The following is a 13,432-nucleotide window of genomic DNA, read 5'->3' on the forward strand; positions in this document are numbered from 1 at the left end:
GGGAGCGTTCCCGGGCCGCGGGCCTCAGCCGTTTGCGTCACATGGGCATGGGAGCGATGTCGCACTCGATGCGGCGACGCTGGCGGGCGGCCTGAAGCCAGGGGTGGTCGGTGCGCAGCACCGCGGCGAAGCCGTCCACCGCCTTGCGCTGGAGGACGTCCGCCTCGTCACCGCGCCCGAGGCCCCGCAGATCGAGGGCGAGGTTGGAGGTGCAGGACAGGGTGAGCGGGTGGTCGTCGCCCGCCACCTCGGTCAGCAACGGCAGGTTGGCGGCGTCGATCGCGCGCGCCCGCTCGAAGTCGAGCCTCGAGTAGGCGGTGTTGGCCTGGCCGATGCTGACGGTGAGAGTGATGATGTGGTGCGCTCCGGCGGTGTCGCTCAGCCGGCGCACCACGTCGTCCTCCAGCTCCTGCGCGGTGTCCAGGGAACCCAGGGCCCGCTCGGTGGCGGCCAGGTTCGCCCTGGTCACCAGGGTGTGCGCATGGTCCCCGCCGAGGCGCCGCACCAGCCTGCTCACGGTGGACTCGGCGAGTCGGAGGGAGCCTTCCAGGTCCCCGGCCAGGCGCCGGTCGACGCACACATTGGTCGCCGTGGTCAGCGAGTCCATGTGCTCGTCACCGTAGCGGGACTTGAAGTTGCGCAGGGTCTCCTCGGCGAGCTTGGCACCCTCGGCGAGGTCTCCGTCCCGGCGGCGGCAGACTCCGAGGTCACGGGCGATGCGCAGGGTCAGGGGGTGCTTGTCACCGAGCGCGGTGAGCGCCCGGCGGTAGACGTCCTCCTGCCATTCGCGCGCCTCGGGGTACCGGCCCGCCTCACGCGTGTCGATGCCGACGCAGTGCAGGGTGTTGAGCGTGAAGAAGCTGGCGTCTCCGAGCAGCATGTCGCGCTGGCGGGCGGTCTCCTGGTCCAGCGGCAGCGCTTCCCTGAACTCCCCGCACAGTCTCAGGTCGACGCCCCAGCTGTGACTGCTCCGCAGGGTGGCGGGATCATCCGGGCCGAACAGCGAACGGGCCAGTTCAGTGGCCTCCTTGCCCAGGTCCCGCGCCTCCTGGAACCGCCCCTGGTACCGGCGGGCATCGGACATCTCGCACAGGGAGTCGATGAGTTCCTCGGGCTCGACCTGCACCCGGCGGGAGACCTCCAGCGCCTTTTCGGTGAGCGGGATCGACTCGGCGATCTGGCCGACCTGACGCAGCAGGAACGCGAACCCCTTGGTCATCCGGATGACATAGACGTCCTCCTCACCCGATGCGGCGAGCCAGGCGCTCCATGCCTGCCGCCCGAAGGCCGCGGCGTTCTCGTGGTCGCCCCAGTAGTAGAGGAACCACATGGTGTCGTAGACCAGGTCGCGCACATAGGGGTCGGTACTGGTCACCGCCTGGGAGGCGAGAACGTGCGGGAGCAGCGCCTGATAGTCGCGCCACCCCTGGGAGGCTCCGTAGGAGCCCCGGTTGGCGGCGGACAGCAGCTGGTGGGCGGCGTCCCGCATCCTCTCCCGTTCCTCCTCGCTCAGCTTGGCGAGGAGCACGGTCTGGAGCAGGCGGTGCATCTGTAGGGTGCCCGCGCGCGGGTCGACCTTGATCAGGGAGAACTGGCTGAGGTCGCGGATGGCCCGGTTCAGTTTGATCGGCTCGCGCAGCATCGGGTCGATCTGCGGCGTGATGTTGAGGCCTCGGCTGCTGCGCAGGATCGACCGCGGGATCGGTTCGGGGGCCATGCTGGCGCAGATGTCGAGAAGCTGACGGGCGCCCGGGTTGTTCTCCCTGATCCGCTCCAGGGAGATGTCCCATGCGGCGGCGACGGAGACCGGATAGTCGGGGCTCTGCTCGATCTCGAGGATCTCCGGACTGCGCTGGGCGAGCAGTCCGAGGTACTCGTCGACCTCCATGCCGGTGACGCCGAGCCAGGCGCCCGCCTGCTCCACGGCGAGCGGCAGGTCGCCGAGTGCTTCGGCAAGCCGGTCGGCGTCCTCCCGGGGCAGGTCCTGGGCGCGCTTCTGGAGCAGCTCGATGGACTCGTCGCGTTCGAAGACGTTCACCGGCAGCGAGGTGGCCACCCGTTCCCAGCCCCGGTTCCGGGAGGTGACGACGACCTTGCCCGGACCGTTGTGCGGGAAGTAGCCCCGCACCGCCTCGATGTCCTCGGCGTTGTCGAAGACCAGCAGCCAGTTGTCGTACGGCGTCCCCGTGCGCAGCGCCTCCAGCACGGCGGGCACGGCGGTGTTGGCCGCCGCCGCGCCCAGGCTGTCCTGGCCGGACGGGGCGACGCCCAGCTGGGAGGCGAGGGAGGAGAGCGCGGCCAGGATGAGACTCTCGCGTTCGGCGGGGATCCAGCAGATGATCCGGTAGTCGCGCTGGTGGGTGTAGATGTACTCCAGCGCCAGCTGGGACTTGCCCACCCCGCCGAGGCCGTGCAGGGCGTTGGGCAGCACGGCTGCGGTGTCCTGGGCGGCGAGCTGCTCCTCCACGGCCCTCAGCAGCGCCTGGCGGCCGACGAACGAGGTGTTACGCATGGGGACGTTCACCAGTAGGGCCGGCGTTGCGGTCGTGGTGCTCTGCATGAGCGGCTCTGCCTCCGGGGTCTCTTGTCGGTGCGCGCCGGCCGTCGGAGCCGGCGCGGATTCTCCAGTCAAATCGGAAATTTCCGAATCGGGGTCACTGCCCGCTGGGCTGGATGGAGTCGTTTCGCCCGGGTTTTTCACCTTTGGGGGTGGATGGGCGGACGCGCTGTTCTCCACCGGCACGGCTGGGGCGGGCCCGTTCCTCGACAGATTCGGTTCGATGCGCCTGGCCCGCTCGGAGTAGGGCCCCGACAGGGCTCGCATCACCGCCAGTTCGCTGCGGGCCCAGCCGCCCTCGGCAGGGTCGGGCAGCCTGGTCCGCAGCGGGTCGTGCAGGGCGGCACGCAGCGCGACGCCACGCTCCCCGGCAGCGGGCAGCTCGCCCACCACGCTGACGGTGCGGGCGAGCTGGCTGCGCGTGGTGGTCGCGAGCAGCGCCTCGCGGACGCCGTCGGCGAACTCGGGGCGCCCCTCCCCTCCGCCCTCCCAGTCGATCAGACCGCCCATGAGGATTTCGGCGAGGTGATCGGGCCCAGTCTCCGGCATGACGCGTCGCCGTAACTGCTCGACCAGGTCGAAGTCGAAGGGAACGGCGGCAAGTTCTGTGGCGAGTCGGCGAGCTGAGGGGGTGGCGAGGCTGAAGAAGCGTCGTACGGCGGCCGTGGCCGCGCGGGGCAGACGCGGGGCGCGCAGACCGGGAGCGGGCGCGCCCTTGCTCAGGGCGCCTGCCAGGACGACGGGCAGCGAACGGCGTACGCCGCGCCCACCGGTGACGAGATCGGACCAGGCCGCGAGGGAGGCGGGTTTCAGGGAGAGCACCGGGACGGCGACGGAGCCGTCGCCCGCGTCGGGCAGAGGTCGCATCGGATCGGGGCCGCCGGGCGGTGCCCAGTGCCCGAGGCTGTCATTGGAGGCTCCGAAACCTCCGGCCTCCAGGACGGCCGGGTACGGGTAGAGCGAGGACCGGTGGCGCAGATGCGGCGGCAGCAGGTGGACGAGGGCGGTGGGGCCGGCGTGGGCGAGGCGGCCGAGGAGTTCGTCGGCGGCGGTGGCGGCCCAGCCGTGGGCCAGTCCGTCGGTGACGACGAGGAAGATCCGGCTGCCCCGGCCGTCGAGCAGTTCGGCGGGGGCGGCGACGGCCCGCCCCGTGGACCAGCGCAGGGTGGCTGTGCCGGTGCGCGGCACTGTCGCCCGGATCGTGCGCACGCTCCGGAAGGCACCGCTGTGCTCGGCGGCGCGGGCGAGGCGCGCGGCACTCTCCTCCCAGATCCGCATCGTGGGCGCGTCGTCGAGCAGCAGCACCAGGTCGAAGGCGGAGACCCGGGCGGGCCGCAGGAACGGCATCCACAGCCCGTCGACCAGGCCCTGTTCGGCGGTCGTCTCCTCGTCCAGCTCCAGCCTGTCGCGGGACGGGATGCGGCGGGCCAGGTGGTGCAGGGCGCGTGCGAGCAGGGCCGTGACGCGGCCGGGGCCGGACGGGTCGGGTTCGGCCCGGGGCAGCAGCGGCGGCCCGAGGTGCAGGGTGAGGCGGCCTTCGGGGTGAGGTACGAGACGGCCGACGGCCTGGGCGACGGCTCGGCCGGAGGAAGGGAGCGATGAGGCGGTGGTGCGGCTCGCCGGCGGTGGCTCGGGAGGAGGGTCCTCGTCGTCGGCCGCGGGCAGATCGAGGAGTGTGTCGTCGGCCACCGGTGGCCCGGCCGGTCGTTCGGCCTCGGCGTCCTGCGGGTGTACGGCCTCCACGGCCGGGCCCGGCGCCTCCTGAGCCACCTTGCCGGGACCGCCGTACCGGCTCCGGTGCGCGGCGAGCCATACCGCGTCGGCGAACTCCTGCCAGCGCGGCAGGATGTGGTCGGGAGCGGCCTGGACCCGGTCTCCGCGCTCGCTCGCGTGCGCGAGCGGCTCGGGGTACACCGAAGGAGGCGGCGACGATCCCGATGCGGGATCCCCGTCGCCCGGTCCGGATGCGCGCTCCCGGGTCATCAGCGGCCCTTCGCGAGGTCGCGGAGCAGCAGTTCGACGAGCTTACGCCCGTCACCGTCAGCCTGAAAACCACCCGCAGTAGTCATCTGGACAGCGTTGAGCAACTGGTCGAGGGAGTGGATTCCGCCCGCCTGGACCCGCTGAACGAACAGGTCGACGAGGTCTTCGGTGCCCCGAGCCCTGAGCCCCAGATGCCCTTCCACCATGGCCAGCAACTGCTCCCGGGTGGGGGTGTGCATCTCCATCGGCAGACAGCGGCGGCGGAAGGCGGCGGGGAATTCCCGCTCCCCGTTGCTGGTGATCACCACGACCGGGAACTCCCGGCACTCGACCCGTCCGTCGCGCACCACGGCCCGGCCTCCCGGGTCGCTGGTGTGCACGCTCGCCGCGTCGGCGGCGTCGCGCACCAGCTCCGGAACCTCATAACTTCCATTCTCCAGAACGTGCAACAGGTCGTTCGGCAGGTCGATGTCGCTCTTGTCGAGTTCGTCGACGAGAAGCACCCGGGGCCGTTCGTAGGGCAGCAAGGCAGTGCCCAGCGGCCCCAGTGTAATGAACTCGCCTATAACCGGCGCAAGTTGACGATCTTTTGACACGGTCGACGGGTTGACGGTCTGTTCGCCGTCTTCGAACACCGGCTCCGTCCGTGCCGTGTCGCGCAGTCCCGCCTGCCAGGCGGCGATGGCTTGGGCACGACCCATGGCATCGTGGACGTACAGGCCGTCGCGCAGGCTGGTACGGCTCACGATGTTCCATTCCAGTACCCGGCCGAGCCCCATCTCACGCGAGATCAGGTAGGCGAGCGTCGACTTGCCGACGCCCGGGGGGCCGGTGATCAGCAGAGGGCGGCGCAGCAGCAGGGCAGCGTTGACCGTCTCTATCTGCTCCTCGTCGAGTTGGGGTGTGAGGCCGCCGGGCCCCAGGCGGCGCAGCGCGGCCTCGGCATCGTCCGCGGGTGGGGCCTCGACCGGACCGCCACGGAACCTCCGCCAGGGCGGCGGGTCCGGCAGCACGGGTGGGGCGTCCTGCGGGCGTCCGGTGGCGTGGAAGACACGCCAGTCGTCCGCGGCCGTCCGTTCCTGTGCACTCATGCCGAAGCCTCCTAGCTCAGCTGGCGAGATCGCCGGGGTCGGTGGTCTGGAAGTCGACGACTCGCGTGGGGTCGTCCCACAGGAATCCGACGTTCCGGGCCAGATACTGGACCGCGTCCTCCGCGCCGCTCTCGGCGTTCAGACGCATGCGGTGAATTACGGAGGGCAGCTGCACGGGCATCGCCACGGCCGCGAAGACCGCGGTCACCACCTCGCGCCTCTCCTCTTTGAACACACCTCTGCGGTCCCAGACGGCCAGCCCGATCCCCTCCGCGATCGCCGCTTTGAGTGCCGCCAGGGTCGGCGCCCCCGTCGGCGCGTCCAACAGCACTGCCGTACTTCTTGATTCCCCGGCGAGCGCGATCTGCCACGCGCGCAGCCGCCGGGCGTCCGCCTCACTCCAGGCATGCACCGTGATCCCATGCTGCTTCAGAGCGGTCCAACGCCGCTGCCACTGCTGCCGGACCACGGCGTTGTCCGTACGCATGCGTTCAAGGCTGCGTAGATGCACCCCGTACCGCAGACCGAGCGGAGTGGGCTCACCGTCCCCCACGGCGAACGTCAACCCCGCCACATCGTGGTTCATCAGATCGTACGGAAGGAGGAACTCTATGTACGCAGGCGGCTCCTGGAGTCCGCTCGAGTCCGGCTCGCGCGGCACCAGCCAGAGTCGGGTGCCGCGCCGGAGTGCGTGGTCGACCGCTCGGCCGAGGTCGTCCAGGGGGATCGTGTCCGGCTCGCCGGGGCGTGGGTCCCAGCGGCCCGGGGTCGCGTTCGTCCAGGTCCGCACGACCACGTCCGTGCTGCCGTCCCGGGCCGGTTCGACGGCGACGACCAGGGTGCGGGGGATGTCGGGCGACCACACCACTGCGGCGCGCCTCTCCCGGCGCTCCGCCAACTCCGCTCTCAGGCCCGCGCGTCCGGCCCAGTCGTCGGCCCACGCGGTCAGTGCGAGGCGATGATCGGCGGTCCGGGCGAGACGGGCCGCGTGGTCGAGGAGGAGGACGGCGGGCGGCAGGCCGTCCTCCTGCACGTTCCATTCGAGAAGGTGCGTGAAGAGTTGCTCGGGGGTGAGTCCGTCGGGCAGGTCGAGCCCGACGAGTTCCTCGGCCAGGCCGTCCCGTAAGCGTGCGGCGGGCAGGTCGCCGCGGGAGAGCGCGACACGGGCGCTCTTCTCGTCCTCCTTGGACAGCGGTCCGGCCAGGACGGGGGCCGGAGCGATCAGCCGGTCGAGTTCGTCTCCGGCCGGGGCGCCTTCGAGGATGCGGACCACCCCGACAAGTACGTGTTCCCCGCCCGCCACGCTCAGCGCGGCGGTCACCAGACTCACCACATCCTCACGGAGCCTGACGCCGCGTAAGTCCACCGGCCGACGGAGCTGGCCTCCCAGCAGACTGGCGAACTGCACCCGGCTCGGCGCGTCCTCCACACAGCTCAGCTCGCAGAGGACGTCGGTGAGCTGTAACAACAGCTCGAATTCCGATGGATGTCCGGATTCGCCGCCGGACCCGCCGGGCGCCGCACCTGTCTGCACCGACTTTCCCCCTGAGTCGGTTCACCTGCATAGACCGACCAGCGAAGTTAGCACGGCAACCAACGGTTAACCAGGGACTGTTGGGAAGCCACGGATCACAGCCTCGGGTCGACCGGCTCCGATTCCAGAGCCAGCACGCCGAAGACCGCCTCGTGCACCCGCCACAGCGGCTCGCCGTCGGCCAGCCGGTCCAGGGCCTCGAGACCCAGGGCGTACTCGCGGATCGCCAGGGACCGCTTGTGGTTGAGGAACCGCGAGCGCAGCCGGTCCAGGTTCTCCGGGCGGGTGTACTCGGGGCCGTAGATGATCCGCAGGTACTCGCGGCCGCGGCACTTGATGCCGGGCTGGACGAGGCGGCCCTGGGGGTCGCGGACGAGGGCGCCGGCCGGCTTGACGACCATGCCCTCGCCGCCGCGGCCGGTCATCTCCAGCCACCAGTCGACACCGGCCTGGACGGACTCCGGGTCGGCCGTGTCGACGTACAGCCGCCGGGTGGTCCGGAGCAGGCCGCTGCCGTCGTGCTCGACGAGCCGGTCGAGCAGGGCGAGCTGCTCGTCGTGCGGCAGGGCGGCGAGGCTGCGGCCCTGGACCGCGAGGATCTGGAACGGTGCCAGACGGACGCCGTCGAGGCCGTCCGTGGTCCAGCAGTAGCGGCGGTACGCCTCGGTGAACGCGACGGCGTCGGCGGACCGTTCGCGGGTGCGGGCCAGCAGGCCGGTCACGTCCACGCCCCGCGCGGCCGCGCCCTCCAGCGCGGCCCGTGCTCCCGGGAGCACCGCGCCGGACGCGGCACCCACGGCGGCGTACTGCGACCGCAGCAGCCCGGACGCCTTCAGCGACCAGGGCATCAGCTCGGCGTCCAGCAGCAGCCAGTCGGTGGCCAGTTCGTCCCAGAGGCCGGCCTCGCCGATCGACGTGCGCAGCCGGTCGAGGATCTCCGCGGTGAGAGAGTCGTCGTCGAGGAACGGGCGGCCGGTGCGGGTGTAGAGGGACCCGGTCGGGCCTCCCCCGCTCTCGGCCGCGCTCGAGCGGGAGGTACCCCCAACGCCGAAGCGCTTGCGCGCCACGTCCGCGTCCCGGCACACCAGGGCCACCGCCCGCGAACCCATGTGCTTCTCCTCGCACACGACCCGCTCGACACCGTCCGCCGCGTACTGCGCGAAGGCCTCCACCGGGTGTTCGAGGTAGCCGTCGACCTTGCTGGTCGCCGTCGGTGCCATCGTCGGCGGGAGGTACGGCAGCAGCCGCGGGTCCACCGCGAAGCGGCTCATGACCTCCAGGGCCGCCGCAGCGTTCTCCTCACGGATCGAGATCCGGCCCTGGTGCCGGGTCTCCACGACCCGCCGGCCCTGCACGTCCGCCAGGTCCAGCGGTCGGCCGTCGTGCCCGCCGGGGGCCTCGGTGCGCAGCGGCTTCGCCGGCTCGTACCAGACGCGCTCCGCCGGTACGTCGACCAGCTCGCGCTCCGGCCAGCGCAGCGCGGTGAGCTTGCCGCCGAAGACGGCGCCGGTGTCCAGGCAGATGGTGTTGTTGAGCCAGGTGGCCTCGGGCACGGGGGTGTGGCCGTAGACGACGGCGGCCAGGCCGCGGTAGTCCTCCGCCCACGGGTAGCGCACCGGCAGCCCGAACTCGTCGGTCTCCCCGGTCGTGTCGCCGTACAGGGCGTGGCTGCGGACCCGGCCGGAGGTGCGGCCGTGGTACTTCTCGGGCAGCCCGGCGTGGCAGACGACCAGCCGGCCGCCGTCGAGGACGTAGTGGCTGACGAGGCCGTCGAGGAACTCCCGTACCTCGGCGACGAACTCCTCGCTCTCGCCCGTCATCTGCTCGATGGTCTCGGCGAGGCCGTGGGTGTGCTGGACCTTGCGGCCGCGCAGGTGGCGGCCGTACTTGTTCTCGTGGTTGCCGGGCACGCACAGGGCGTTGCCGGACTTCACCATCGCCATGACGCGGCGCAGCACGCCCGGGCTGTCGGGGCCGCGGTCGACGAGGTCGCCGACGAAGACGGCGGTACGGCCCTCGGGGTGGACTCCGTCGGTGTAGCCCAGCTTGCCGAGCAGCGCCTCCAGTTCGGCGGCGCAGCCGTGGATGTCGCCGACGATGTCGAAGGGGCCGGTGAGGTGGGTCAGGTCGTTGAACCGCTTCTCGGTGACGATCGTGGCGTGCTCGACCTCGTCGACGCCCCGCAGGACGTGCACCTTGCGGAAGCCCTCGCGCTCCAGGTGCCTGAGGGAGCGGCGGAGTTCCCGGGTGTGGCGGTGGATGACCCGGCGGGGCATGTCCGCGCGGTCGGTGCGGCCCGCGTTGCGCTCGGCGCACACCTCCTCGGGCACGTCGAGCACGATGGCTATCGGCAGGACGTCGTACTGCCTGGCCAGGTCGATCAACTGACGGCGGGCGTCGGGCTGCACGCTGGTGGCGTCCACGACCGTGCGGCGGCCGGCGGCGAGGCGCTTGCCCGCGATGTAGTGCAGGACGTCGAAGGCGTCCTTGGTGGCGCTCTGGTCGTTCTCGTCGTCCGAGACGAGGCCGCGGCAGAAGTCGGACGAGATGATCTCCGTGGGCTTGAAGTGCCTGCGGGCGAAGGTGGACTTGCCGGAGCCGGAGGCGCCGACGAGCACCACCAGGGAGAGGTCGGTGACGGGCAGGACCCGTCCCTCGCGTACGTCGGTCATGCCGCCTTCGCCTCCTTCGGGTCGGTCAGGGTGAACACGGCCATCTGGGTGGGCGGCCCCACCTCCGGGTCGTCGGGGCCGACGGGTACGAACTCGGCGTCGTACCCGTGGCGTTCGGCCACCGACTCCGCCCAGGCCCGGAACTCGGCGCGGGTCCACTCGAAGCGGTGGTCGCCGTGCCGGACCTGGCCGGCCGGGAGGCTCTCCCAGCGCACGTTGTACTCGACGTTCGGGGTCGTCACGAGGACCGTGCGCGGGCGGGCCGATCCGAACACGGCGTACTCCAGGGCCGGCAGCCGGGGCAGGTCGAGGTGCTCGATGACCTCACTGAGCACGGCGGCGTCGTAGCCCTTGATCCGCTGGTCGGTGTAGGCGAGCGAGCCCTGGAAGAGCTTGACGCGCGCGGCCTGCCGCTCCCCCATGCGGTCCAGCTTGAGCCGCCGGGAGGCGATGGTGAGCGCCCGCATCGACACGTCCACGCCCACGATCTCGGTGAACACCGGGTCCTTGAGCAGTGTCTGCACCAACTGGCCCTGTCCGCAGCCGAGATCCAGGACACGGGCGGCCCCGGACGCCTTGAGCGCGGCGGTGACAGCCTCCCGGCGCTGCACGGCCAGCGGGGTCGGCCGCTCCTCGGTCTCGGTATCCGCCCCGACCGCGTTGTCGATCTCCTCGACCTCGCTGTCGTCCGTCTCGGCCAGCCGTACCAGCTCCAGCCGCTCCGTCGCGGCACGGGTCAGCGACCAGCGGCGCGCGAGATAGCGGCTGGTGATCAGCTTCTGCTCCGGGTGGCCGGGCAGCCAGCCCTCACCGGCGCGCAGCAGCTTGTCGACCTCGTCGGGGGCGACCCAGTAGTGCTTGGCGTCGTCCAGGACCGGGAGCAGGACGTAGAGGTGGCGCAGGGCCTCGGCGAGAGTGCGGTCCGTGGACTCCAGTTCGAGTCGGACGTAGCGGGAGTCGCCCCACTGCGGGAACTCGGTGTCCAGCGGCACGGGCTCGGCGGTGACCGTCCAGCCCAGCGGCTCGAAGAGCTTCCGTACGAGCCCGGGGCCGCCGCGGGCGGGCAGCGCCGGCACCTCGATACGCAACGGCCGGGGTACGGCGGGCAGTTCGGGCCGGGCGTTGCAGACACCCTTCATCGCGCTGGAGAAGACGCCGCTCAGCGCCACGGCGAGAAGGGAGGAGGCCGCGTACGGGCGGTCGTTGACGTACTGCGCGAGTGCCGCGTCCGGGGCACCGCCCCGGCCCTTGCCCTTGCCGCGCCTGACCAGCGCCACCGCGTCCACCTCCAGCAACAGCGCCGCCGTGCAGCGCTGGGCGTCCGCCTCGGGGTAGAGAACGTGGGCCGTGCCGTAGGAGGTGGAGAACGCCTGCGCCTTCTCGGGGTGCTTGTGCAGCAGGTAGCCGAGATCGGTGGCGGGGCGGTCCGGGGTGCCGGTCGTGGTGATGGTCAGAAACACGGTGGTGAGCCTCGAAGTAGGGGCTGAACTGCGGATCCACTCACCGTACAGAGGGAACATCGGCAGCATCCGGGAATTTTCGCTAGCCTCCGGTCGACCGGGCGTTCGAGGGAGGATATGCGACTGTGGGCACCATCGACACCAGCAAGCCCCATTCGGCGCGGATGTACGACTACTTCCTGGGCGGGAAGGACAACTATCCGGTCGACGTGGCGGCGGCCGAGCAGGTGACCTCGCACTTCCCCGCCGTGAGCGCGATGGCGCGGACCAATCGCGCCTTCATGCACCGCGCCTCCCGGTTGCTGGCCGAGCGGGGCATCCGCCAGTTCCTCGACATCGGGACCGGCATCCCGACCGAGCCGAACCTCCACCAGATCGTCCAGGGGATCGTCCCGGAGGCCCGGGTGGTGTACGCGGACAACGACCCGATCGTCCTCCGGCACGCCGAGGCCCTGCTGCACAGCGCGCCGGAGGGGAGGACCGCGTATGTCCAGGCCGATGTGCGGGACCCCGGAAAGATCATCGCAACGGCCCGGGAGACCCTCGACTTCAGCCGGCCGATCGCCCTCTCCCTGGTGGCACTCCTGCACCTGGTGGGCGACGAGGACGAGCCCCTCCGGCTCGTACGGGAACTCCTCGAACCGCTGGCGCCCGGAAGCCACTTGACGCTTTCCCACGCGACCGGCGACTTCGACCCGGAGACCTGGGAGCGGGTCGTCGAGGTGTACCGCAAGGGCGGCACGGCGGCACAGGTGCGCAGCCTCGGCGAGTTCTCGGAGTTCTTCACCGGCCTTGAGCTGGTGGACCCCGGTGTGGCCCTGGCCGAGCGGTGGCACCCCGAACTCGGCGAACCCCGCGAAGGTGATGGCGGAGGCGAGGAGATCCCCCTCTATGTGGCGGTCGCCCGCAAGCCCTGACGGAGGCCCGGCGGATCGCGCTCCACGGCCCGATCCGCCGGACGGCCGACGTGCCGTGCGGGACTCACGACAGCCGCGACGCCGGACTTACGACAGCTGCGACTGCACCTGCGAGGAGATCAGCTCCAGGTGGTCGAGGTCGTCCAGGTCGAGGATCTGGAGGTAGATCCGCTGGGCGCCGATCTCGGCGTAGCGGCCGATCTTGTCGACGACCTCGGACGGGGAGCCGGCCAGGCCGTTGAGCTTCAGCTCGTCGGCCTCGCGGCCGATCGCGGCGGCCCGGCGGGCGACCTCCGCCTCGTCCCGGCCGACGCAGACGACGAGGGCGTTGGAGTAGGTCAGATCGTCGCCGTCGCGGCCGGCCTCCTCGGCGGCGGCGCGCACCCGGCCGAACTGGCGCTCGCTGTCCTCGACGGAGGCGAAGGGCATGTTGAACTCGTCGGCGTACTGTGCGGCCAGCCGCGGGGTGCGGGTGGCGCCGTGGCCGCCGACGAGCACGGGGATCTTCTTCTGCGCGGGCTTGGGCAGCGCGGGAGAGGCCGTGAGGTCGTAGTGGGTGCCGTGGAAGTCGAAGGTCTTGCCGAGGTCCGTCGCCCAGAGGCCGGTGACGATCTCCAGCTGTTCCTCGAGGCGGGCGAACTTCTCCTTGGGGAACGGGATGCCGTAGGCCTTGTGCTCCTCCTCGAACCAGCCGGCGCCGAGGCCGAGCTCGACGCGGCCCCCGGACATCTGGTCGACCTGCGCGACCTGGATGGCCAGCACGCCGGGCAGTCGGAAGGTGCCGGCGGTCATCAGGGTGCCGAGCCGGATCCGCTTGGTCTCACGGGCGAGTCCGGCCAGGGTCAGCCAGGCGTCGGTGGGGCCGGGCAGGCCGTCGCCGTCGCCCATGCGCAGGTAGTGGTCGGAGCGGAAAAAGGCGTCGAAGCCCAGGTCCTCGGTGGCCTTGGCGACGGCGAGCAACGTGTCATAGGTGGCCCCCTGCTGGGGCTCGGTGAAGATGCGGAGATCCATGCTTCCATCCTGCACGCCGGGGTGCGGGGCGACGAGGTCGGTCCCCCGTCCCCAGCGGTCCCCGGTCGGGTGAAATTACGTCCATACCGCTGGTCCCGCGTGACCCGGCCAGTGACCGGCCCCGGTGGTGATCGTTGGCTCGGGCGGAGCCGGAGCCCCCGGCTTCCGCACCGGTCGGCGACCGCCGGGGCGTCACCCGCGTCGGCC

General features: G+C 71.4%; 7 protein-coding genes. 1 reads left to right on the forward strand and 6 read right to left on the reverse strand.

The window, feature by feature from the left end; all coding sequences use genetic code 11:
* Positions 1-37: 37 nt before the first annotated feature.
* From fxsT to ACFTZL_RS11305, 5 genes are all read right to left on the reverse strand, one after another.
* On the reverse strand, positions 38-4,540 hold the full coding sequence (gene fxsT, locus ACFTZL_RS11285) for an FxSxx-COOH system tetratricopeptide repeat protein (protein ID WP_382580426.1): 4,503 nt from the start codon (positions 4,538-4,540) through the stop codon (positions 38-40).
* Positions 4,540-5,631 (reverse strand): AAA family ATPase, encoded by a 1,092-nt coding sequence (locus tag ACFTZL_RS11290; RefSeq protein ID WP_382580428.1) that lies wholly within the window; start codon positions 5,629-5,631, stop codon positions 4,540-4,542. Before ACFTZL_RS11290 ends, fxsT begins: the two co-directional genes overlap by 1 nt.
* A gap of 16 nt (positions 5,632-5,647) precedes the next feature.
* On the reverse strand, positions 5,648-7,099 hold the full coding sequence (locus ACFTZL_RS11295; RefSeq protein WP_382580429.1) for a hypothetical protein: 1,452 nt from the start codon (positions 7,097-7,099) through the stop codon (positions 5,648-5,650).
* A gap of 161 nt (positions 7,100-7,260) precedes the next feature.
* Positions 7,261-9,837 carry a polynucleotide kinase-phosphatase gene (locus ACFTZL_RS11300; protein WP_382580431.1) on the reverse strand — a complete coding sequence of 859 codons (2,577 nt, stop codon included), beginning with the start codon at positions 9,835-9,837 and terminating at the stop codon, positions 7,261-7,263.
* On the reverse strand, positions 9,834-11,297 hold the full coding sequence (locus tag ACFTZL_RS11305; RefSeq protein WP_382580433.1) for a 3' terminal RNA ribose 2'-O-methyltransferase Hen1: 1,464 nt from the start codon (positions 11,295-11,297) through the stop codon (positions 9,834-9,836). The genes ACFTZL_RS11300 and ACFTZL_RS11305 overlap by 4 nt, the downstream gene beginning before the upstream one ends.
* Positions 11,298-11,422: 125 nt before the next feature.
* On the opposite strand from ACFTZL_RS11305, the gene ACFTZL_RS11310 reads away from it, so the two are divergent.
* On the forward strand, positions 11,423-12,214 hold the full coding sequence (locus tag ACFTZL_RS11310; protein ID WP_382580435.1) for an SAM-dependent methyltransferase: 792 nt from the start codon (positions 11,423-11,425) through the stop codon (positions 12,212-12,214).
* An 87-nt stretch (positions 12,215-12,301) separates the two neighbouring features.
* Here the strand turns inward: ACFTZL_RS11310 and ACFTZL_RS11315 are convergent, their stop codons facing one another.
* Positions 12,302-13,225 (reverse strand): LLM class F420-dependent oxidoreductase, encoded by a 924-nt coding sequence (locus ACFTZL_RS11315; protein ID WP_382580436.1) that lies wholly within the window; start codon positions 13,223-13,225, stop codon positions 12,302-12,304.
* Positions 13,226-13,432 lie beyond the last annotated feature (207 nt).

The organism is Streptomyces sp. NPDC056948, from assembly GCF_042674225.1.
Classification (GTDB): Bacteria; Actinomycetota; Actinomycetes; order Streptomycetales; family Streptomycetaceae; genus Streptomyces; species Streptomyces purpurascens.

Excerpts from the sequence above, each read along its gene's own strand:
- ACFTZL_RS11315 (WP_382580436.1), bottom strand. The coding sequence starts at position 13,225 with ATGGATCTCCGCATCTTCACCGAGCCCCAGCAGGGGGCCACCTATGAC.
- fxsT (WP_382580426.1), bottom strand. The coding sequence starts at position 4,540 with ATGACCCGGGAGCGCGCATCCGGACCGGGCGACGGGGATCCCGCATCG.
- ACFTZL_RS11290 (WP_382580428.1), bottom strand. The coding sequence starts at position 5,631 with ATGAGTGCACAGGAACGGACGGCCGCGGACGACTGGCGTGTCTTCCAC.
- ACFTZL_RS11300 (WP_382580431.1), bottom strand. The coding sequence starts at position 9,837 with ATGACCGACGTACGCGAGGGACGGGTCCTGCCCGTCACCGACCTCTCC.